We start from the raw sequence: 22,261 nt of genomic DNA on the forward strand, positions 1-22,261 counted from the left end.
AAGCCCTCCTCACCTCATGCTCTCGTCGAGCTGGGGCAGATGGCCCAGCTTCCCGGGGTGCCACGCCTCGCGGCCCGTGCTCTCCTGCGCCCGGAAGGCGACTCCCAGCTCCTCGCAGAGGTACTGGGTCACGAACCGCCCGCCGGACGCCACCCGGATCAGCCCGCCCCCGGTGAACCACTGGCCCGCCAGGGAGAGACCGGCCAGCCCCGGCAGCCGCAGCCGGTCCTTGTCGGTCAGGGCCTGCAGCGGATCGTCGGCGTCGGTGAACGATTTCCAGGCGAGGATGGAGCCGCGCAGATTGCCGGTGTAGCGCTCGGTGGTGACGGGTGTGGCGACGTCCACCACGTCGATGCGTTCGGCGATGCCCCGATGGTGCCGCTCCAGGAACTCCCGGACGAAATCCCCGGTGCGCCGCTTGAGCGCCCAGTAGGCGCGGCGGTCGGTGCCGCGCAGTGTCTTCCAGGAGGCGTAGTCGCTGAAGTAGGTGCAGTGGATCACGGACTTGCCGGGCGGTGCGAGGCCGTCCGAGAAGCGGGAGCGCAACTGCACGACCAGGCTCTTCTGCAGCATTCCGGGCAGTCGGGCGCTGTCGGCGTCGGAGAGCAGATAGGTCGTGCTGTGCGGGGCTTCGGGCCGTACGTCCCCCGTGAAGCCGACGAACACCGACACCACCCCCGGATAGACCAGCTCGGAGGTGCCCAGCATCGACTTGAAGAGCTGGTCGGACCGGGGGCTGGAGTACCGGCCGCCCAGGAGGCGGTCGAGCGTGGTGGCGCCGTCGCAGGCCGCCACGACATGGTCGGCGTAGTGCCGCTCGCCGCCGCGCAGTTCCACGCCGATCGCGCGGTCGTCCTCGACGAGGATGCGCTCCACCCGCGCCCGGTAGTCGATCCGGCCGCCGAGGCGGGTGTACCGCTCCTCGATCGAGCGGGCCAGCCCCAGCGATCCGCCCTGCGGGAAGCCCGCGTTGGCCCGGTGCGCCCCGGCCATGTTGAACAGGTACGGCAGCAGCGGGAAGCCCTCGTGGTCCTGGAAGAAGATGAACGGCAGCGCCCGGCGCAGCAGCGGGTCCTCAAAGCGCGCGGCGAAGGCCGCCATGGAGGTGCCCGCCGTGCGCCGCAGCAGGTTCAGCAGCGGCAGGACGGTCCGCACCGTCCTTGCCTTCTCCCGCAGGGTGAGCAGCGGGGTGGGCTTGAGGAACGGGAAGAGGTCGACGTCGGCGAACCGCCGCAGGTCGCGGCAGAACGACCGGATCAGCCGCGCGTCCGCGGGGGAGAGGTCCAGCAGGTGCCGCTCCAGCCGGTCGGGGTCGTTGTAGAAGGACACCGACCGGCCGTCCTCGCCGACGACCGTGTTGAAGACGTCGAAGTTGCGGATCGTCTTGCCGTCGAGCGCGCCCAGTTCGCGCCAGACCTGATGGGCGTCGTTGCCGGGGGCGGTGCCGATCAGCCATTCGATGCAGTAGTCGAAGACGTAGCCGTCGCGCGACCAGGCCGTGCAGCAGCCCCCGGGCAGGACGTGCTTCTCGAAGACACGGGTCTGCATGCCGCTCATCTGGGCGTAGCAGCCCGTGGACAGGCCGCCGACCCCCGCGCCGACGATGATGACGCGCGGCTTCCCCCCGGGGACGCGGTCCCGGGCGGCCCACCGCTCCCTCGTACTAGACCGCACCCGACTCGGCCCCCTCCCGCACCCGGCGGCCGTGCGCCAGCACACCGCGGATCAGCCGCGCGTTGTGTTCCACGCACCCCGGGTCGAGCATGTCCGCGTGGGCGCCCGCGCCGCGCAGCACCTCGGTGGGCGCCCGCGAGGTCCCGTGCCAGGAACCGCGTTCCCCCGCGGCGTAGAAGCCGGCCTTGTGCTCGTCGGAGACGACGGTGACGCGGGCCCGGACCGTGCCCAAGTTGGGGGTGCGGCCGCAGAAGGCGATGTAGTCCCTGGCCTGGTCGAGGGTCTCGCGCAGGGCGGTGTCGGAGCCGGTGTGCTTGCGCAGGTGCTCGCGCAGCTCCCGCTCGAACGCCTCGATGTGCTCGGCGGCCGGGGTGAAGGAGGCGTCGATGCGGTACGAGTCGACGATGACGACATCACTCACCTCCCGCCCCCGGCGTTCGAGTTCCTTGGCGACCTCGAAGGCGAGATTGCCGCCGAGGGAGTAACCGAGCAGCGCGCACGGCCCGTCGGGCCGGAGCGTGGTGATCAGGTCGGCGTAGCGGGTGACCTTGTCGTCCTCTGCGGTGTAGTGGAAGGCCGTCAGCTCGTGTTCCGGCAGGTGCGCGGCGAGCCGCCGGTAGACCAGGCCGTGGCCGCCGGCCGGCGGGAAGCAGAACACCTCCGGGCCCGCGCCGCGGTTGAGGCGTAGGTAGGGCTGGGCGCCCGGGAGACGGCCGGTGACGATGTCCTCGACGGTCCTCGCCATCCCGTGCACGGTCGTCACCTTGAAGAGGTGGCTGACCGGGATGCTGATGCCGAACTCCTCCTGCAGCCCGTGGATCAGCTCGATCAGCTTGATGGAGCTGCCGCCGCACTCGAAGAAGTCCGTCTGCAGGCCGGCCCGCTCCAGGCCGAGCAGCGCCTCCCAGTGCGCGGCCATCCGTGTCTCGTAGAGCGTCACCGGCGGCTCGTGGGCCTCCTTCCCGGTGGTGAACCGCGGCTCGGGCAGGGCGGCCAGGTCGACCTTGCCGTTCGCGGTGAGCGGCAGTTCGGGCAGCTCGGTGAAGGAGGCCGGGATCAGGTACGTCGGCAGGTGCTCGCCCAGGTACCGGCGCAACAGGCGCCAGTCGAGGTCCGCGCCGGGCGCCGCGACGCCGTACGCGCACAGCGTGTTCTCGCCCTGCCCGTCCGGCCGGACGCGGACGACCGCCTGGGCCAGGGCGGGCCAGCCGGCGAGCCGGGACTCGATCTCACCGATCTCGACCCGGTGGCCGCCCACCTTGACCTGCGAGTCGGCGCGGCCCAGGAGGTGGAGGTCGCCGCGCGCGTCCCAGCGGGCCAGGTCGCCGGTCCGGTAGAGGCGCACGGGCCCCGCCGGGCCGCCGCCGTGCAGGGTGCGGGTGACGAAGCGCCGCGCGGTCTGCCCGGGGTCGGAGAGATAGCCCGCGGCGAGCCCGGTGCCGCCGATCCACAGCTCGCCCGCCACGCCCGGCGGCACCGGCTCGCCCCGGTCGTTCAGGACGTACACCTCGGTGCCCGGGAACGGCCGGCCGATCGGGACCATCTGGCTCGGGTCCAGCCCGTCGGCCGGACCCTCGAAGTAGGTGCTGTCGATCGTGGCCTCGGTCAGGCCGTAGGAGTTGACCACCCGGGTGTCCGGACCGCACAGGGCACGCAGCCGCTCGTACTCCTCGACCTTCCAGGTGTCCGAGCCGACGGCCAGCAGGCGCATGAAGTCCAGGCGGACGCCGCCGTGCGCGCAGTGGGCCATCAGGGCGCGGACCACCGCGGGCACGAACTCGGCGCAGTCGACACGCTCGGCCCGCATCACCGCGTACAGCCGGGCCGTGTCGAACAGCAGCTCGCGGCGGGCCAGCACCAGCGTCCCGCCGGAGCACAGCGCCCGGACCAGATCGCCGGTGAAGACGTCGAAGGCCGGGCTCGCCAGCTGCAGATGCACGCGGACGTCGGTGTCCAGGCGGTACTCCGCGCGCCAGGCGGCGTAGGCGGAGGCGAGGCTGCGATGGCTGACCTGGACCGCCTTGGGCCGGCCGGTGGAGCCGGAGGTGCAGATGACATAGGCGGGGGAGTCCAGGCCGACCTGCGGCTCGGCCGCCTCCGGGCCGCAGGTGAGCCCCGGCTCCGGGGCGCCGGTGTGTCCCGTCTCCGGGTCGGACAGCTCCGCCAGGGTGATCAGGCCGGGGTGGTCGGCGAAGCGCTCCCGGTCCGGGCCGTCGACCACGAGGTGCGCGGCTCCGGCCCGGCCGGTCAGGTACGCCAGCCGGTCGTCCGGGTCGTCGGGGGCGAGCGGCAGCCAGGCGGCGCCCGCCCGGAGCACCGCGAGCAGGGTGACGACGAGTTCGGCGGACTTCTCCGCGCAGACGGCGACCACCGCTCCCTCGCGGACACCGAGGTCCCGCAGCCGCCGGGCCCGGCTCCGGCTGAGCCGCTCCAGCTCGCCGTAGGTCAGGCGCTCGGTCGTGCCGTCCTGCGCGGGGACGCGCACGGCGATCGCCTCGGGGTGTGCGGCGGCGGCCCGGACGATCAGCTCGTGCACCGGTGCGACGGGCGCTGCGGTCCGGTCCGCGGCGCCGCTCCAGTCACCCAGGATCTGCCGGCGCTCGCCGGGGCCGAGCAGCTCCAGCCGGGCCGCCGGGTGCGCGGCGGGGGCGCGGGTCAGGGCGTCCAGCACGTTGGCGTAGTGCGCGGACAGCCGCCGCATCGTCTCGGGCAGGAACAGGTCGGTGTTGTACTTGAACACGCAGTGGAACCGCCGGTCCGCCTCATCCTCGTACACCGACAGCGTCAGGTCGAACTGGCCCTCCTCCTCGGGCAGTTCGACGTACTCCAGGCGGTATCCGTACTTCTCGGTGGCCACCTTGTGGGTGAGCAGGATGAACATGGCCTGGAAGACCGCGGAGCGGCTCGGGTCGTGCTGGAGGCCCAGCTCCTCGACGAGCAGCACGAACGGGTACTCCTGGTTGTCCAGCCCGCCGAGCACCACCTCGCGGACCCGGGCCAGCAACTGCTCCACCGACGGCCCGTCGCCCAGGCCGACATGGAGCGGCAGCGGATTGACGAAGTAGCCGTAGACGGAGGAGAACTCCTCCTTCGTCCGGCCCGTCACCGGGGTGCCGACGATGATGTCGTCCTGCCCGGAGTAGCGGTGCAGCAGGACGTAGTAGGCGCTGAGCAGCACCATGAACACGGTGACGTGGTGCGCGCGGGCCACCTCGTGCACGCGGGCGCTGAGGCCGGCGTCCAGGACGAAGAACTCGGAGGCGCCGTTGTGGGTCTGCACGGCGGGACGCGGCTTGTCGGTGGGCAGGCCGAGCACCGGCACCTCGGCGGGCAGCGCGGCCTTCCAGTAGTCGAGCATCCGGCGTGCCTCGGGCCCGGCGAGGAACTCGTTCTGCCAGTTCAGGAAGTCCAGATAGCGCGCGGGCACCGGCGGCAGCCCGGGGGTGCGGCCCTGGCGCAGCGCCTCGTGGACGGCGAGCAGCTCCTCGATGAAGGTGAACGTCGAGATCGCGTCGGAGATGATGTGGTGGACGGCCTTCATCAGTACCCAGCGGTCCGGACCGCGCCGGAACAGCCGCAGGCGCACCAGGGGATCGTGGGCCAGGTCGTACGGCGCGCGGTACTCACGGACGATCATCGCGTGGACCTCGTCCCACGGCACGCCTTCGACGTCGAAGAGGGCGACATCGAGGCGCTGCGCGGCGTCGGCGGCGGGGGCCACCGTCTGCACCGGCCTGCCGTGCTCGTGGACGAAGTTGGCACGCAGGCTGGGATGACGTTCGACCAGGACACGGAACGCCTCGAAGACCAGCTCCGGATCGAGCGGCGCGCGGATCTCGACCGCTCCGCCGATGTTGTAGGCGAAGCCGTCCGGGTTGAGCTGCTTCAGGAACCACAGTGCCTTCTGGTTCTGGGTCAGCGGGTGCCGTGACTCGTCACGGAACACCTCGACCGCGGCGCCGTCATCCGTCTCGCCGCCATCGGCCGCCGCCCGCTCGGCCAGCGCGTCGTGGAGCTGTTCGATGAGCTCGCCGACCGGAGCGGAGCCGAGCCAGGTGACGACGGGCAGCGTCAGGCCCAGGCGCGCCTGGACCCGGGAGCGCAGCTCCATCGCCAGCAGCGAGTCCAGGCCGAGCGCGCCCAGGGCGGCGCCGGGGTCGATCCGGTCCTGGCCCACGCGCAGCACACCGGCGACCACCTCGGTGAAGCGCGCCGCGACCAGGGCGCGGCGGGCCGCGGCGTCGGCCTCGCGGAACTCGTCGAGGAAGCTGCCCCGCTCGCCGGGCGGTGCGGCCGGGCCGCCCGCTGCGGCCAGTGCGCTCACCAGGGGCGGCGGCGAGGGGTACCAGGCCAGGAAGAGGGGCCAGTCGACGACGGTGGCGACCAGCAGGTGGGCGCGGTCCTGCCCGATGACGCGTTCCAGTACGGCCATGCCCGCCTCGGGCGACAGGGAACTCATGCCGCGGCTGTCGCGGTAGTGCTCGACGAGTCCCAGCTCCTCGATCATGCCGGTCGCCCAGGGCCCCCAGGCCAGGCTGAGACCGGGCAGGCCGCGGGCGCGGCGATGGTGCGCCAGCGCGTCGAGGAACGCGTTGCCCGCGGCGTAGTTGGTCTGTCCTGCGGTCGTCAGCAGGGAGGCGATGGAGGAGAAGAGGACGAAGTGGTCGAGCGGCTCGTCACCGAGGTGGCGGTGGAGGACGTAGGCACCGAGGACCTTGGGGTCGTGGACCGCGTCGAAGGTCCGCCGGTCCATCTCGGGCACCAGCGTGTCGCGGACCTGGCCCGCCAGATGGAAGACGCCGCGGATCGGCGGTGCGGCGCGACGGCGGTACTCCGCGAGCCAGGCGGTGAAGCTCGCCTCGTCGCCGATGTCGAGGGACGCGACGACGGGCCGCGCGCCGAGCGCCTCCAGCTCCTCGACGAACCGGACGGCACGGCCGGCCGCGGACTCGGGGGCGATGTCGGGGCCGGTGTCGGTGTCGGTGTGGTGCCAGTGCTCCCGGGCGGGCAGCGGGGTGCGGCCCACGAGGATCAGCCGCCGCGCGCCCCAGGACACGAGGGCGCGGCACAGCAGCCGGCCGAGCGCCCCGAAGGCACCGGTCACCAGATAGGCGCCGTCCGCGCGCAACCGCAGCGGCAGGGGGCGGGTGAGGCCGGCGGCCGGGGTGAGGCGGGCGGCGCGGCGGCGGCCGCCGCGCAGCGCGATCTCGTCCTCGGCGTCGTCGCCGTCGCCGCCTTCCGCGCGCCCGGCCGACGCGTCGGTGGCCGTCAGTTCGCGCAGCAGGGCCTCGGCCTCGGCCTGCCGGGCGGCCGGGTCGCTGCCGCAGGCCGGGTCGAGATCGATGAGTGTGCCGCGCCGGTCGGTGAGTTCCTGCTGCCAGAGGACCCGGCCGATGCCCCAGGCCGGGGCCGACAACGGCTCGACGCGGTCGGTGGCCTCGACGGCCTGGCCGCCTCGGGTGACGATATGCAGCCTGGCGTCCGGCAGCGCGCCCGGCAGGGTCTGGGCGAGGGCGACCAGGGTGTAGCCGCCGACGCCGGCCAGCTCGCGCAGCTCGGCGGCGGTGGCCGTCGCGTCGAGTGCGGGCAGGTCCAGGTTCCACAGGTGCACGACGTGGGCGTAGGACCGGACGCCGTCGCCGCGCAGGTCCGCGAAGAGCCGTTCCAGGTCGGCGGCCGAGCCCGGTCGCACGGCCGATGCGCGGCGGTCGTCGGTGAGGCGATACGCGGCTCCCGGGCGCACGAGGTGGCAGTGCCCGCCCCCGGCGGCGATCAGGGCCGCCAGCGCGTCACCGACACCCTGGGCGTCGGCGAACACGAGGCACGAGGGCGCGGCCGTGTCGCCGGGCGCGGCAGTGTCGGCCGGATGGGGCGCGTCGATCCAGGTGAGGTCGGCCAGCCACGAGTCCACGGTGGCCGGGCCGACGCCGGCGGTCGTCCGCTCGACGTCGGCGGCGCGGAAGCCGCTGATCCGGCCGAGCGGCGCGCCGTCGTCGCCGTGGACGGCGATGTCCCCGACGAGTTCGCCGTCCGCCTGGCGGGTGACGACGGCGTGCGCCCACAGCGGGCGGTCGCCCACGACGCTCATGCGGACCTCGTCGATCGACAGGGGCAGCCGGATGCCGTCGGCGCCGGGCGAGGCGTCCTCGGCGTCCAGGAGCTGTGGGGCCAGCAGTGTCTGGAAGCAGGCGTCGAGCAGGACCGGGTGCAGCTGATGACGGGCGGCGTCGTCCCCGATCGCCTCCGGTGGGCGAATCCGGGCCAGCGCCTCCCCGGGGCCGATCCACACCTCCTCGATGCCCTGGAAGGCCGGCCCGTAGTGGTAACCGAGCCCGCCGAGGGCGGCATAGCAGTCGGCGCCTCGGAGGTGGCGCAGGCCGCGCGCGCGGACCCGCTCGGCGTCCAGTCGCTCCCCGCCCACGGAGGGCTGCCCGGAACGGACGACACCGCGCGCGTGCACGACCCGCTCCCGGGCGTCGTCGGCGGGCACCGTCGCCACGGTGAACACGGCGTTCTCCGGAGAGAAGGAGAACTGCACCCGGGGGCTGCCGTCGGCGGACACGGCCGACCCGGACTCGCCGTCGGTCCCGGCGGACAGGAAGAGCGCCTTCCGCAACTCGATGTCGGCGAACACGGCCTCGCCGCCGGTCATCGCGCGCACCGCCTGCGCGGCCATCTCCACATAGCCCGCCGCCGGGAACAGCGCACTGCCCTGGATGCGGTGGTCGCGCAGGTAGGGCAGCTGCTCGACGTCGAGCCGGGTCTCCCAGACCGGATGCGCCGTGGCCAGCCGGCGGCCCAGCAGCGGATGGTCGCGCCGGCCGAGCCGGACCTGCTCGACCGGTTTCGGCTCGGCCCAGTGGCGGTCCCGTCTCCAGGGGTAGCGGGGCAGCGCGACCGGCCGGCCCTCGGGGTGCAGCACCTCCCAGGCGATGTCGACGCCCGCGTTGTGCAGGGCCGCCAGCGAGAGAGCGAACCGTTCGCGTTCGTCCTCCTGGCGACGGATCGAGGGAAGAGTGAGGGCCGCCGTGCCCTTGGCGGTGAGGCATTCGGTGATCGAGTGGCCCAGGACGGGGTGCGGGCCGATCTCCAGGAAGAGGCCGTGGCCGTCGTCCGTGAGGTGGTCTACGGCGTCCCGGAAGCGGACGGTGTCGCGGACGTTGCTCCACCAGTACGCGGCGTCCAGCTCGGGGCCCTTGGCGGGGCCCCGGGCCGCCGCCTCCTGCCCTCCCGTCAGGTACAGCGGCACCTGTGCGACGCGGGGCTTGAGCCGGGAGAGCGACGACAGCAACTCGTCCTTGATCTCGTCCATGCGGTGGCTGTGGTACGGCACCCGTACGGCGAGGAACCTGGCGAAGACGTTCTCCGCCTCCAGCTCGCAGGCGAGCCGGGCGAGCGCCTCCTCGTCCCCGGCGAGGGTGATCGCGGTGGGGCTGTTGACGGCGGCCACCGACACACGGTCGGCGTACGGCCGCAGCCACCGCTCGGCCTGCTCCGCCGGGAGTCCGACGGCCAGCATCGTGCCGGTGCCTACGAGCTTCTGCTGGAGGCGGCTGCGGTGCAGGACGACCGACACGGCCTCCTGCAAGGAGTAGACGCCCGCCTCGTGGAAGGCAGCGACCTCGCCGGTGCTGTGGCCGACCACGGCGTCGGGACGCACGCCCCGGCTGTGCCACAGGGCCGCGAGGCCGACCTGGACGGCGAAGTTGGCGGGCTGGGCCAGCCAGGTCTCGCTCATCCTCGAGTCCGCTTCGGCGGCGGACAGTTCCCTCACCAGCGACCAGCCGGCCAGTTCGCGGATCTCGTGGTCGCAGCGCTCGACGGCCGCGCGGTACACCGGCTCGGTCGCGAACAGCTGCCGGCCCATCGCCCACCACTGCGGTCCCATGCCGGTGAAGACCCAGACCAGCCCGCGCTGCCGGCCTTCGCGCCGCTGGTCCAGCAGGACCCGGGGATGCGTCTCACCGCGTAAGTAGGTGTCCAGGGCCTCTTCCAGTGCGGTGCGCGAGTCGTAGACCACCGACAGCCGCGCTTCGAGGTGCTGCCTGCGGCGGGCCAGGGTGTGGCCGATGTCGGTCAGCGACGCGGCCGGGCCGTAGCCGGCGCCGGCGAGTTCCGCGCGGATACCGGCGGCCGCCCGGGGGAGGAGCGCCGGATCGCGGGTGGTCAGCGGCAGGACGGAATACCCGAGGGCGGCGGGGACCGTGTCCTGCCGGGTGACGGCCGCCGCCTGGTCCGGTGCGCTCTTCGCCGGTTCGGCGCGGGCCGGCGCGGCTTCCAGCAGGACGTGCGCGTTGGTGCCGCCGAAGCCGAAGGAGTTGACCCCGGCCCGGTCCGGGCCCTCGTGCTCGGGCCAGTCGACCGTGCGGGTGGGGATCTCGTAGGGCAGCGCGTCGAGGTCGATGGCGGGATTGAGCCGTTCGAGGTTGATGTGCGGCGGGATCCTGCGGTGTTCGAGGCAGAGGGCGGTCTTGATCAACCCGGCGATGCCGGCGGCTGATTCGGTGTGCCCGATGTTGGTCTTGACCGAGCCGACATAGCAGGGCGCGCCGGGTTTCCTGCCGATCGACAGGGCCTGGCCCAGCGCGGCCGCCTCGATCGGGTCACCGACCGGCGTCGACGTGCCGTGCGCCTCGACGTACTGGAGATCGCCGGGTGTGATGCCCGCCCGCGCGCAGACCCGCTGGATCAGGGCGACCTGTGCGTCGGGGTTGGGCACGGTGATGCCGTTGGTACGGCCGTCCTGGTTGACTCCGCTGCCGATGATCACCGCGTGCACCGGGTCGCCGTCGCGCAGGGCGTCGTCCAGGCGCTTGAGCGCGACCACGCCGACGCCCTCGGAGCGGACGTAACCGTCGGCCGACGCGTCGAAGGTGCGGGAGCGGCCCTCGGGGGAGAGGAAGCCGCCCTTGGTCTCGGCGATGGTGTACTGCGGTGCCATGTGCAGCAGGGTGCCGCCGGCGAGGGCGAGGCCGGTCTCGCGACGGCTCAGGCTCTGGCAGGCCAGATGGACCGCCACCAGTGAGGAACTGCACGCGGTGTCGAGGGAGACGCTGGGACCGCGGAAGTCGAAGCAGTACGAGATCCGGTTCGACGCCATGGTCATCATCGTGCCGGTCGCGGTGTGGGCGGCGAGCGTCTCGAAGCTCAGATCGGCGAACTGGAGGATCTTGTAGTCCAGGGTGAACGCCCCGACGAAGACACCCACATCGTGCCCCGCCAGCTCGGCCGGTTTCTGCCCGCCGTCCTCCAGGGCCTCCCAGGCCACCTCCAGCAGCTTGCGCTGCTGCGGGTCCATGTACGCGGCCTCGCGGGGGCTGATGCCGAAGAACGCGGGGTCGAACTCGTCGAATCCGTCGATGTAGCCGCCGCGTCCGCCGACGAGCCGGCCGGGCTTGGTCTTGTCCCGGCTGGTGAGCGTCGTGATGTCGTAGCGGTCCGCCGGTGTCGCCGTGATGCAGTCCCTGCCGTCGATCAGGTTCTGCCAGAACGCCCGGTGATCGCTGGCGCCACCGGGCAGCCGGCAGCCGATACCGATGATCGCGATCTTGTCGGTGGCGGCGTTGGGTAACTCCGACATGGCCGAGTCCTTGAGTAGTCGTGAGGTGAGGTGAGGTGACGGGGCGGTGGACGGGTAAGGGCAGGGCGGGTACCTGACCGGGGCTGTGGCCGGGCGTCAGGCGAAAGGTCGCGCTGCGCGTGCGCGCAGGCGCGCGGGTGCGGGGGGGCGTACGAAGGCGTACGGAGAGGTGGGACGTCAGCCGGCGGGGCCCCGCCACGCCTGGAGCTGGCTGGCGAAGACGGAACCCGTCTCCGGGAAGGACGCGGGGTCCTTCAGGCCCACCGCGGACGGCTCGCGGCCTGGATACCAGGTGTAGCTGTTGAATATCCGGTCCCAGATCGCCAGGTCCGAGCCGTAGTGACCGGCTTCCGCGAGGTCCGTGCTGTGGTGCAGGCGGTGTTGTTCCGGGCCGGCGAGGACCTGGTTGAGCCAGCCGATGCGGACGTCGATGTTCGCGTGGGTGAAGTAGCCCTGGGTGATGACGAAGAGGCCGATCGCGAACACGGACTCCTGGGAGAACCCGAGCAGGCTCAGCGACAACTGGACACCGCCCTGCGCCAGCAGGACGTCCAGGATGTGATTGACACCGTTGTTGGCGACATTGACCTTGTCCGGCACGTGGTGCACGCCGTGCAGTCGCCACAGCCACGGGTTGCTGTGGCTCCACCGGTGCACCAGATAGCTGGCCAGGGACCCCACCAGCAGCGCCGACGGGATCTCGGCCGCCAGGGGCAGCTTCGGTCTGGCCGGTGACACGACGCCCACGACCGCTTCCACCAGGAACTGCGCGGTGACGCTGCCGACGGCGGTCAGCAGGAAGTAGACCCCGTACCAGCCCCACTCGCGGCGGTCCGGGTGCCAGCCGCGGTCGTAGGGGATCAGCCGCTCCAGGATCACCAGATACGCGATCACCCCGAACTGGAAGGCGGAGGTCGCCAGGCCGAGATCGAGCCGGCAGCGCAGTGCCACGGCAGCCGTGGCGACCGTGGCGCACAGCAGCACGGGATAGGCCGCATGGCGCATCCACACGGACGACCACCCCCCTTCTCCCCGGCCCCTTCGTCCTGCTCCGTGCATGCCCTCCGTGGCGTTCGGTAATCGTATGGCGACTAAGAGTGATGGTATGACTTCCGGGGGTGGGGGCACGGGATGGCTGGGCGTCCGCGCGTGCACGTCGAGGTGTGTGCGGCGATATGTGCGCATATCTTCCTCATAGCGTGGAGACCCCCGGAACCGAGAAGAGAAGGGTGCGCCCATGTCCGAGAACGGCAGCATCGGCGGGATCCGGAACGTCACCGTGGTCGGGGGAGGCGTCATCGGTGCCTCCTGGACGGCGCTGTTCCTGGCGCGCGGCCTGTCCGTCACCGTCAGCGACCCGCAGCCCGGCGTCGACGAGGCCGTGCGCGGGTACGTCGAGCAGGCCGCGCCCGCGCTGAAGGCGCTCGGACTGGACACCGCGGACCTCACCGCCCGGCTCGCCTTCGAACCTGACCTGGCCGGCGCGGTCCGCGCGGCGGACCTGGTGCAGGAGAACGGGCCGGAACGGCTGGAGGTCAAGCACGACATGTGGCGCACCATCGAGGAGAACGCCCCCGCCGGCGCCCTGCTCGCCACCTCCACCTCCGGCATCCCCGCCACCGAGATCGCCACCGTCCTCAAGGACCCGGGACGGCTCGTCGTCGGTCACCCCTTCAACCCGCCGCACCTGGTGCCGCTGGTGGAGGTCGTACCGGGCCGGCGGACCTCCGAGGAGACGGTCGAGCGCGCCCGCGCCTTCTACCGCGCTCTCGGCAAGCGCCCCCAGGTGCTGCGCAAGGAGGTGCCCGGGTTCGTCGCCAACCGGCTGCAGTCGGCGATCTTCCGCGAGTGCGTGCACCTGGTGAGCGAGGGCGTGGTCACCATGCGGGAACTGGACGACGTCGTCACCTCGTCCATCGGCATGCGGTGGGCCGTCGCCGGTCCCTTCCGCTCCTTCCACCTCGGCGGCGGCGAGGGCGGACTGCCCCACTTCATGGACCACCTCGGGATCGGGATGGAACGCTCGTGGGCCACCATGGCACAGGAGAAGGTCGCCTTCGACGAGCCCACCAAGCGGCTGCTGACCGAACAGGTCGAGGAGTTCGGCGGCACCGTCGACCAACTCGCCGCCGAACGCGACCGCAAGCAGATCGCCCTCATGCGCGCCCTCGGCGAAGGCTTCGCCACCTCCGACACCTCCAGCACTGCCGACGCCTCCAGCACTGCCGACGCCTCCGGCACCGCCGACGCCTCCGGCACCGCCGACACCTCTGCAACCTCCGGCACTTCCGACACCTGCGAAGGCTGACCCCTCATGAGCGCCGAAGAACTCACCGACCGCGTCCAGAAAGCCGTCACGCACCCGCTCACCCACGACGACGGCTTCGACATCCACCTGGCCCTGCGCGAAGTCCTCGCCTCGGTCGGCCTGCGCCCCGAGGACAGCGGCGGACGGATCACGTTCATCGGCAGCGACCCGATCGTCCCCAGCGTCATGCGCCTGGGCGCCGTCCCCGCGCTGGGCATGACCGCCAAGTCCGTGGCCCTGGCCGCCCTCTGGCGGCACCGCGGCGGCGAGGGCCAGGACATCACCATGGACCTGCGCAAGGCCCCGCACCGGCTGTGCCCGTTCTACGACAAGAAGTGGGAACTGCTCAACGGCTACCCCGGCGGCACTCCGTCCGACCCGGTCAACCCGCTCGGCTTCGACTTCTACCAGGCGCGCGACGGCCGCTGGGTCATGCCGCTCAACCCCTACCCGAAGATCAAGAACGCCGTCTACAAGCTGCTGCGCACCTGGCCCGAGAAGCAGGCCGTCGCCGCCGCCATCGCCACGTGGAACGCCGCCGACCTGGAGCGGGCCGGCGACGAGATCGGCGTGGTCATGCCGATGCTGCGCACCACCGAGGAATACCTGCGGGAACCGGCGTACGAGTACATCGCGCGGGAACCGCTCATCAAGATCGAGAAGATCGGGGACAGCGAGCCCGAACCCCTGACCACTGCCGCCGACCAGCCGCTGTCAGGGGTACGCGCCCTCGGCATGGGCCACATCATCGCGGGCGCCGGGGTCGGCCGGGACCTCGCCCAGCACGGCGCCGACGTGCTCAACATCTGGCGGCCCGGCGAACTGGAGCACGACGCCACCTACAACAGCGCCAACGTCGGCGTCCGCTCCACCACCATCGACCCGTACGGCCCCGAGGGACGGGCGAGGATCCGCGCGCTGCTGCGGGACGCCGACCTCTTCCACGCCAACCGCCGCCCCGGCTACCTGGCGAAGATCGGCCTCAGCGCGGAAGAAGCCGCGGCTGTCCGCCCCGGCATCATCCACCTCAGTTTCTCCCTCGCCGGGGAGAGCGGCCCGTGGGCCGACCGCGTCGGCTTCGACCAGACCGCCGGCGCCCTCAGCGGCATCATGCTCATGGAGGGCGAGGACGGTGTCGCGGCCCGGCCGGACAGCACGCCGGGCCTGCCGTACATCAGCGTCGTCAACGACTACGTCCTGTCCTGGCTGGCCACCACCGGCGCGCTCGCCGCGCTGATGCGCCGCGCCACCGAGGGCGGCAGCTACCGCGTCACCCTCAACCTCACCCGCGTCGCCACCTGGATCCTCAGCCTCGGCGTCTTCGACCGCGACTACGCACGCGAGGTCGCCCTGAACCCCGACCCCGACTCCCCGCACGCCTACCTCGACCCGGACACCTTCACCGCCCACACCCCCTGCGGCCACTACCAGGGCGTCACCGACCAGGTCATCATGTCCAGGACCCCCGGCCGCTTCCGCGACATCCTCGTGCCGCGCGGCAGCGGCGCCCCCGTCTGGCTGCCCCGCCACAGCTGACCGGCCCTCCCCGGGGGCGGTCAGCCCTTGGACGGGGCCAGATGCGCGCGTTCCCCCTGCGCGCCGAAGAGGGCGAGCACTTCCGCGGGCCGGCCGCCGGCGCTGCCGATCCAGTGCGGGACGCGGGTGTCGAACTCGGCGGCCTCGCCGGTGCCGAGCCGGAACTCCTGCTCGCCGAGCACGAACCTGACGTGCCCGTCCAGGACGTAGAACCACTCGTAGCCCTCGTGGGTGCGCAGGCGCGTCGTGGTGGTCGGTCCTGCGGGCGGATAGATCACCTTGTAGGCGTGGATGCCGCCGGCCCGTCTCGTCAACGGCACCATCACCAGCCCGGCTCGCCGCACCGGCCGCAGATGGATGCGCGGGTCGCCGGTGGGCGGGGCCGCGACGAGATCATCCAGCGGTACGCCGTGCGCCCGGGCCAGCGGCAGCAGTTGCTCCAGCGTGGGGCGGAGCCTGCCGTTCTCCAGCCGGGACAGCGTGCTCGCCGTGAGGCCGGTCTCGGTCGCCAGCGCCGCCAGGGTGGCGTTCCGCGCCCGGCGCAGGGCACGCAGCCGCGGCCCGACTCCGGCCAGCACGTCTTCCGCGGTGTCGTCCATGGCGACGATGATGCGGATCCGCAACTTTCCTTGCAAGCCCGGAAGAGCCGCACCGATGCTTTCGGTATCTCACCACCTCATCACCTCACCGGCGCGCGGGCGCGAGACGGATCGCGCTTGGCACGTCGGCCGACAAAGGGGCGACCCCGATGGATTCCACCCGACACCCACGACCCGCCGCCGACCCCACCGCCGACGCCACCACTGAGGCCGAGCTGTTCTGGGAACGGCACTACCGCACCCGGCGGACCGGGGGCGCACGCGTCAACCCCGTGCTGGCCGAGACCGCCGCTCCGCTGCGCCCCGGCACCGCCCTGGACCTGGGCTGCGGCGCCGGCGGCGACACCCTCTGGCTCGCCCGGCGCGGCTGGCACGTCACCGCCGTGGACATCTCCGGCACCGCCGTCGGACGGGTACGGGAAGAGGCCCGCGAACTCGGCCTCGCGGACCGCGTCGCGGCCGAACAGCACGACCTGGCCCATAGCTTCCCGGCCGGCCGGTTCGACCTCGTCTCCGCCCAGTACTTCCAGACGCCGTTCGCGCTGCCCCGTGCCCGCGTCCTGCGCACCGCCGCCCAGGCCCTGCGCCCCGGCGGTCTCCTGCTGATCGTCGACCACGGCTCCACCGCCCCCTGGTCATGGAACCAGGACACCGACATCCACCACCCCACCCCCACCGAGACCGCCGCCGAACTCGATCTCGACCCCGGGCAGTGGTCCGTGCTGCGCGCCGACATGCCCCACCGCCGGGCCACCGGACCCGCCGGTGAGACGGCCACCGTCATCGACAACGTCCTGCTCCTCGGACGGACCCCGACCGACGACCGCCGAACGTCTGTCCGCTGACGGCACGACGATCGCGCGGCAATCACCCGGTGGCCGACCCACGATCGGCCGAGCCGCACCACGACAGCCGGACCGCGTCAGCCACGTCACGTCGACCCCACCCCACCACCTCCGAACGGAGCGACCCGATGCCACAGAACCGAGCGCGGCCGCCCATGCCCCGGCCGAAGGACACCGGCCCCCCGCGCACCGGCGACGACGAGAAAGCCGTCCTGCGGAGCTTCCTCGACTATCTGCGGGACGCGATCGCGGACAAGGTCGCGGGCGTGCCGGAACCGGCCGTGCGCACGGGCGGAGTGCCCTCGGGCACCAGCCTTCTCGGGCTGCTCAAGCACCTGGCGTTCGTCGAACGGTTCTACTTTCTCGGCGAGGACACCGGCCGTTGGAGCGCGACCATGCGGCCGACCGCGGACGACACCGTCGAGAGTGTGCTCGCCGGCTACCGGCGGACCGTCGAGCGGGCGAACGAGGTCATCGACGCCTGCCCGGACCTCGCTCACCCCGCCCCGCGCCCCCCGCACCGGGGAGCGGCCCCTTCGATGCGCTGGGTCCTGGTGCACATGATCGAGGAGACCGGCCGGCACGCCGGGCACGCCGACATCCTCCGCGAACAGATCGACGGAATCACCGGCCGCTGACACCGGCCATCTCGTGGCGCAGGGCCCGCAGAAGTGCGCCTCTCCGTATGCGCGGGCGTACGCCAGGGCTGAGCTGCGCGGCGGTACGCCATCGACCGTGGCGGGGCGCGCGCGGGCGGTCGGGGGTCCCGCGCGCGCCCTGGGCAGGGCGTCCGCCATACGACAGACTCCGACCCCCGCTCGCTCGGGCGGGTGACGGACCGGGAGGGGTCATGAACACTCGGAAGAGTTCTCGCCTGCTTACCGCGCTGGCCTTGGGGGTGGCCGCCGTCGTCACACCGCTGACCGTCGCCGCGACGCCCGCGGCGGCCGCGGTGACCGGCTGCACCAAGGGATACAACAACGCCAACACGGCGTGGGGGCACTGTTCTTCGGGTTCCGGGCACTGGACACTGACGGTCCAGTGCTACTTCTGGGCGGCGCACACGTCGGACGGGAACGGGCCCGGGACCATCTACTCCAGCTGCCCGGCGCAGTCGCACATCACCAACATCATCCTGTCGACCGACCAGTAGCGGCGGCGAGCCCGCGCCCGGCTCCGGGCGCGGGCGACCGGGGGAGGCGGAGGGCGGCGACGGGAAGGCGGAGGCAGAGCCTGGGTGTGCCGCGCCCAGGGGAACCACGTCTCTCCCGCGAACGCTCCCGCCGGGCCAGCATCGGGGCCATGAGCACACAGCAATCGAAAAGCAGTGACTTCACCGAGCAGACCGAGCAGACAGAGCAGGCCGAGCAGGCCGAGCAGACCGAGCGCACTGAACACATCGCGCGCACCGGACCGGTCGACCGGAAGGTCGTCCTCGTCACCGGTGCCAGCAGCGGCATCGGCGCGGCCGTCGCCGCCCGGCTCGTCGCGGAGGGCCATCAGGTCGTGGCCGGTGCGCGCCGTACCGACCGCCTGGACGAGCTGGCCGGGACGACGGCCGAGGCGGCCGCCCGCTCCGGTGGCGGCCTGCGGCCGGTACGGCTGGACGTGACCGACCGCGCCGACGCCGAGGCGTTCGTGCGGGCGGCCCGCGACCGGTACGGCCGCGTCGACGTCCTCGTCGCCAACGCCGGCGTCATGCCCCTGTCGCGTCTCGACTCCCTGCTCGTCGACGAGTGGGACCGGATGATCGACGTGAACATCCGCGGCCTGCTGCACGGCATCGCCGCCACGCTGCCCGTCTTCACCGCGCAGGACTCGGGACACTTCGTCACCATCGCCGGCATCGGCGCCCACCAGGTCGTGCCCACCGGCGCGGTCTACTGCGCCACCAAGTACGCGGCCTGGGCGATCACCGAGGGACTGCGCCAGGAGTCCGCACCCTCGATCCGGGGCACGACCGTCTCGCCCGGTGTGGTCGAGTCCGAACTCGCCGCCACCATCACCGAGCCCGGCGCCGCCGAGGCCATGCGCACCTACCGCGCCCACGCCATCAGCCCCGACGCCGTCGCCGGCGCGGTCTCCTACGCCCTCGCCCAGCCGCGCGACGTCGACGTCAGCGAGATCGTCGTACGCCCCGCCCGGCAGCGCTGACCTGGCCGGACACCGGAGGGAAGGCCGCGGCTCCCCGGTGGCGGCGCGATACCTCAGCCTGACGGGGATCACCCGCCAGGGGTACGGCCACGTACCGCCGGCGTCGGATGCGGCGCGGGGGACCAGGGCCTAGTTTCGAGCGCATGACCACCGGATACCGCAGAGCCGCTGTGGCCACCGCGCTCACCCTGGCACTGTCCGCGCCGCTCCTGGGGGCCGCGCCGCCCGCCTCGGCCGCCGGCCCGCACGAGGCGCCCCAGGTCTCGTACACGAGCCCTTTGGAGCTGCCGCCGCCCACCGGCTCGTACGCGGTCGGCCGCCGCACGCTGCACCTGGTCGACCACAGCCGCACCGACCCATGGATGCCCGCGGCCGGTGCCCGTGAGCTGATGGCGACGGTGTCCTACCCGGCGCGCCCGGCGACCGGCTCACCGGCGGCGTACATGACCGACGAGGAGGCGCGACGGCTCCTGGCGGCCAGGGGGCTCGGCGGCGTGGTGCCCGGCGCGGCGGTCGCCGGGGCGCGTACGCACGCACGGACCGCCGCTCGTCCGGTGCCGGGGCGTTTCCCCCTGGTGCTGCTCTCCCCGGGCTTCTCCATGCCCCGCACCACGCTCACCTCGCTCGCCGATGATCTCGCCAGCCGCGGCTACGTCGTCGCGTCGGTGGACCACGCCTACGAATCCGTCGGCACGGTCTTCTCCGGGGGCCGGATGCTGGAGTGCGTGGCCTGCGAACGGGTCGACACCCGCGAGGAGCAGGCCGCTCTCGTGCGCGGCCGGGCCGAGGACATGTCCTTCGTGATCGACGAGCTGACCGACGGCAGGCGCGTCGGCGCGCTCGCCCGCATGATCGACCCGGACCGGATCGGCATGGGCGGTCACTCGATCGGCGGAGCCACCGCCGCGGTGGTCATGGCCGAGGACCGCCGGGTGCGAGCCGGTGTCGACCTCGACGGTGACTTCTTCGTCGACCCGGCCGCGACGGGACTCGGCGGGCGTCCGTTCATGATGCTCGGCGCCGCCGCCACGCACAGCCCCGGCAGTCCGACGACCGACTGGCCCGCGGCATGGCGTGCCATGACCGGCGCGAAGCGCTGGCTGACCGTGTCCGGCGCCGAGCACTTCTCTTTCACGGACCTGCCCTACCTGGCCGGGCAACTGGGTCTGCCGGACCCCGGCGCGGCGCTGTCCGGCGACCGCGGATGGCGTGTCACCCGCGCCTACGTGGCCGCCTTCTTCGACCGGTTTCTGCGGGGCGTACCGCAGCCGCTCCTCGACGGTCCCACCGCCGCCTACCCGGAGGTCGCGTTCCAGCGGCCGTGACCCTCGCCGCTGGCTGCCCCCGTCTCCGCCCCGCCGTCCTGCCCGCCGCGGCGGGGACGGCACAGCGGGCGGATCGGGGTGCGCGGGAGCGGAGCCGACCGAGGGACCCCAGGCGTCACTCTCACCGAGACGGGTACGCGCGCGGGGGGAACGGGTTGTGAAGGCGACTGCGACGGGATCAGTGCCCATGAGTGAGGACGACATCGCGCCGGGCGAGTGGATCATACGGGCCACGGTGGCCCTGGACGGGGACGGCACGGACATCGCCCAGGCCCGCCACCTGGCCGCCGACTTCCTCACCCGCGTCCACGCCGAGCACGCCCTGCCCGTCTCGCAGCGCGCCGTGGACCTCATCCAGCTGGTGGTCAGCGAGCTGGTCACCAACGCCCGCAAGTACGCGCCCGGCCCCGCACTGCTGGATCTGCGCGTCTCCGGCGACACGGTGGAGGTGATGGTGTGGGACTCCGACCCGGTCCTGCCCGTCGCCCGCGCCGCGGACGCCGACCGGGTCGGCCAGCACGGCCTGGAGATCGTCATGGCCGTCGCCCAGGGCTTCGAGGCGCGGCGCGAACCGGACGGCAAACGCGTCACCGCCCGCATCACCCTGGCCGACACCCCCGGCGCCACCGTCACCCGGTCCCGGTGCGTGTAGCGGCAGGGCGGGCGAGCGGGACGGGGGCCGCCGTCCTCAGAGGGCGCCCTGCTCGTTGACGCGGCGGGCGACATCGCGGAGTTTGATGTTGTGCTGCTGCGAGTAGCGGCGCAGGACGTCGAAGGCCTGCTCCTCGCTCAGTCGGCGGCTGCCCATGAGGATGCCTATGGCTTCGCCGATGGCGTGGCGGGTGGCGAGAGCCAGTTCCATCTGCGCGTGGGTGCGGGCGCTGGAGAAGGCGACCGCGGCGTGCGAGGCCAGCAGCCAGCCGGCCGTCTCACCGGCCTCGGTGAAGGCGCCGGGCCGGCGGGAGTAGACGTTGAGCGCGCCGAGGTCTTCTTCCTCGGTGTAGAGGAGGAAGCCCATCATGCTGCCGAGGCCCAGTTGCCGGGCCTGGGGGACGTAGGCCGGCCAGCGCGGCTGCGCGGCGTTGAAGTCGGCGATCCGGAAGATCCGCTCGCCCCCGCTGCGGTGGGCGGCGTCGAAGCACGGGCCCTCCCGCAGCCGCTCCTGGAGCCGGTCGCTGTCGACGACCAGCTGATCGGTCGGCGCGAGGGTCTCCACGCGCTCACCGTGCAGGATCAGGATGCCGGCGGCGTCGCAGCCCTCCACGAGCGCGGTGGCCGAGCGGGTGATCCGCTCCAGCGTGTCACCCACCGACTCCTGCGCCAGCAGGTCACGCGCCATGGTCGCCAGCTGCCGCGCGAACATCTCCCAGTCCATTGCGTCCTCCGTCCCACCCCGTTCAGGGCAGACTGCTACGACTACCCCGTACCGCCCTGCCGTCACCCCCTCGGCGTCCCATCGGTCCCCCCAGTACCGGTGCCCGCATGTGTCACCCGGCCAGGTTGAGCTGCCAGGAGACGCCGAAGCGGTCGTCCACCCAGCCGAACCCGGCGCTGAATCCGTACGAGCCGAGCGGCATGAGCACGGTGCCCTGCTCGGAGAGGGCGGTGTAGAGGCGGTCCAGCTCGGCCTCGGTGTCGCACTCCACGAACAGCGAGACCGCCGGGGTGAACCCGAAGTCGTGCCGGGGCCAGGACAGCCGCCCCGGCACCCTGCACGCCGCCTCGATCTCCTTCGGCGCGACGGGCGGCGCCCGGCTCGGGAACGTGCGGTCCGCGCAGGTCCGCGCCCCGTACCCGGCCGAGCACGTACGCCACGCCTCGGACGTCGAAGTGACCGGGTCCGGCACGCTGCTGGTGAGTTCGGCGGCCGACCCGGGAGACGACGGGCCGTTCGCCTCGGCGGTCTACGCGGCGGGACGCGTGACCCTCGACCGCTCCGGCACGGTACGGCTGACCGTGTTCGAACACCCCAGGACACTGCGGAAGTCCGCCGGGCACAAGGTCGAGGCCATCGGGTGTGTGCCGGGCTCGTCGCGCGCCGTCCTCGGCACGGACGACGAGAACGCCGGTGGCTCGCTGACCGTCGTGGCCGGGCTCTGCCGGCACTGACGTCCGCCGCCGGCGCCCCGCTCACCGGGCGCGGCCCCGGCCGAGCCGGTACGGCTGGGCCGGGGGCCGCGCTCCCGCGGGCGAGTGCCGTCTGCGGGAAGCCGGTACGGCGCCACATCGTGGTGTGCGCC

General features: G+C 72.8%; 15 protein-coding genes. 9 read left to right on the forward strand and 6 right to left on the reverse strand.

Annotated features, from left to right (window positions below; translation table 11 throughout):
- Positions 1 to 9 precede the first annotated feature (9 nt).
- The 3 genes from ABZ858_RS07220 to ABZ858_RS07230 all read right to left on the reverse strand — a co-directional run bounded on the left by ABZ858_RS07220 (position 10) and on the right by ABZ858_RS07230 (position 12,259).
- Positions 10 to 1,674 carry an NAD(P)/FAD-dependent oxidoreductase gene (locus tag ABZ858_RS07220; RefSeq protein ID WP_361373586.1) on the reverse strand — a complete coding sequence of 555 codons (1,665 nt, stop codon included), beginning with the start codon at positions 1,672 to 1,674 and terminating at the stop codon, positions 10 to 12.
- Positions 1,664 to 11,254, reverse strand: coding sequence for an amino acid adenylation domain-containing protein (locus tag ABZ858_RS07225; RefSeq protein WP_361373588.1), 9,591 nt, complete (start codon positions 11,252 to 11,254; stop codon positions 1,664 to 1,666). Before ABZ858_RS07225 ends, ABZ858_RS07220 begins: the two co-directional genes overlap by 11 nt.
- Positions 11,255 to 11,431: 177 nt before the next feature.
- Positions 11,432 to 12,259: a sterol desaturase family protein gene (locus ABZ858_RS07230; RefSeq protein WP_361373731.1), complete on the reverse strand. Its 828-nt coding sequence runs from the start codon at positions 12,257 to 12,259 to the stop codon at positions 11,432 to 11,434.
- A gap of 232 nt (positions 12,260 to 12,491) precedes the next feature.
- Here ABZ858_RS07230 and ABZ858_RS07235 point away from each other — a divergent pair, with 232 nt between their 5' ends.
- Both ABZ858_RS07235 and ABZ858_RS07240 read left to right on the forward strand, forming a co-directional pair.
- Positions 12,492 to 13,562, forward strand: coding sequence for a 3-hydroxyacyl-CoA dehydrogenase NAD-binding domain-containing protein (locus tag ABZ858_RS07235; protein WP_361373590.1), 1,071 nt, complete (start codon positions 12,492 to 12,494; stop codon positions 13,560 to 13,562).
- 6 nt (positions 13,563 to 13,568) lie between these two features.
- On the forward strand, positions 13,569 to 15,098 hold the full coding sequence (locus ABZ858_RS07240) for a CoA transferase (RefSeq protein ID WP_361373592.1): 1,530 nt from the start codon (positions 13,569 to 13,571) through the stop codon (positions 15,096 to 15,098).
- A 20-nt stretch (positions 15,099 to 15,118) separates the two neighbouring features.
- Here ABZ858_RS07240 and ABZ858_RS07245 read toward each other — a convergent pair whose 3' ends face one another.
- Positions 15,119 to 15,697 carry an XRE family transcriptional regulator gene (locus tag ABZ858_RS07245; RefSeq protein WP_361373732.1) on the reverse strand — a complete coding sequence of 193 codons (579 nt, stop codon included), beginning with the start codon at positions 15,695 to 15,697 and terminating at the stop codon, positions 15,119 to 15,121.
- Between the two features lie 149 nt (positions 15,698 to 15,846).
- On the opposite strand from ABZ858_RS07245, the gene ABZ858_RS07250 reads away from it, so the two are divergent.
- The 6 genes from ABZ858_RS07250 to ABZ858_RS07275 all read left to right on the forward strand — a co-directional run bounded on the left by ABZ858_RS07250 (position 15,847) and on the right by ABZ858_RS07275 (position 20,673).
- Positions 15,847 to 16,542, forward strand: coding sequence for a class I SAM-dependent methyltransferase (locus ABZ858_RS07250; RefSeq protein WP_361373594.1), 696 nt, complete (start codon positions 15,847 to 15,849; stop codon positions 16,540 to 16,542).
- A 128-nt stretch (positions 16,543 to 16,670) separates the two neighbouring features.
- Positions 16,671 to 17,180 (forward strand): DinB family protein, encoded by a 510-nt coding sequence (locus ABZ858_RS07255; protein WP_361373596.1) that lies wholly within the window; start codon positions 16,671 to 16,673, stop codon positions 17,178 to 17,180.
- Between the two features lie 212 nt (positions 17,181 to 17,392).
- Positions 17,393 to 17,695, forward strand: a complete 303-nt coding sequence (locus tag ABZ858_RS07260) for a hypothetical protein (RefSeq protein WP_361373598.1) — start codon at positions 17,393 to 17,395, stop codon at positions 17,693 to 17,695.
- Positions 17,696 to 17,844: 149 nt separating this feature from the next.
- Positions 17,845 to 18,696 (forward strand): SDR family oxidoreductase, encoded by an 852-nt coding sequence (locus tag ABZ858_RS07265; protein ID WP_361373600.1) that lies wholly within the window; start codon positions 17,845 to 17,847, stop codon positions 18,694 to 18,696.
- A 143-nt stretch (positions 18,697 to 18,839) separates the two neighbouring features.
- Entirely contained in the window at positions 18,840 to 20,021 is a 1,182-nt protein-coding gene (locus tag ABZ858_RS07270) for an alpha/beta hydrolase (protein WP_361373602.1), read from the forward strand.
- A gap of 187 nt (positions 20,022 to 20,208) precedes the next feature.
- The gene (locus ABZ858_RS07275; RefSeq protein ID WP_361373604.1) at positions 20,209 to 20,673 is read left to right on the forward strand and encodes an ATP-binding protein; all 465 of its coding nucleotides are present in this window, start codon (positions 20,209 to 20,211) and stop codon (positions 20,671 to 20,673) included.
- Between the two features lie 36 nt (positions 20,674 to 20,709).
- Here the strand turns inward: ABZ858_RS07275 and ABZ858_RS07280 are convergent, their stop codons facing one another.
- Positions 20,710 to 21,396, reverse strand: coding sequence for a GAF and ANTAR domain-containing protein (locus tag ABZ858_RS07280; protein ID WP_361373606.1), 687 nt, complete (start codon positions 21,394 to 21,396; stop codon positions 20,710 to 20,712).
- Between the two features lie 112 nt (positions 21,397 to 21,508).
- Positions 21,509 to 21,667 carry a VOC family protein gene (locus tag ABZ858_RS07285; protein WP_361373608.1) on the reverse strand — a complete coding sequence of 53 codons (159 nt, stop codon included), beginning with the start codon at positions 21,665 to 21,667 and terminating at the stop codon, positions 21,509 to 21,511.
- Here ABZ858_RS07285 and ABZ858_RS07290 point away from each other — a divergent pair.
- Positions 21,654 to 22,130: a hypothetical protein gene (locus tag ABZ858_RS07290; RefSeq protein ID WP_361373610.1), complete on the forward strand. Its 477-nt coding sequence runs from the start codon at positions 21,654 to 21,656 to the stop codon at positions 22,128 to 22,130. The genes ABZ858_RS07285 and ABZ858_RS07290 overlap by 14 nt on opposite strands.
- Positions 22,131 to 22,261 lie beyond the last annotated feature (131 nt).

It is taken from the genome of Streptomyces sp. NPDC047017, from assembly GCF_040644175.1.
Taxonomy (GTDB): domain Bacteria; phylum Actinomycetota; class Actinomycetes; order Streptomycetales; family Streptomycetaceae; genus Streptomyces.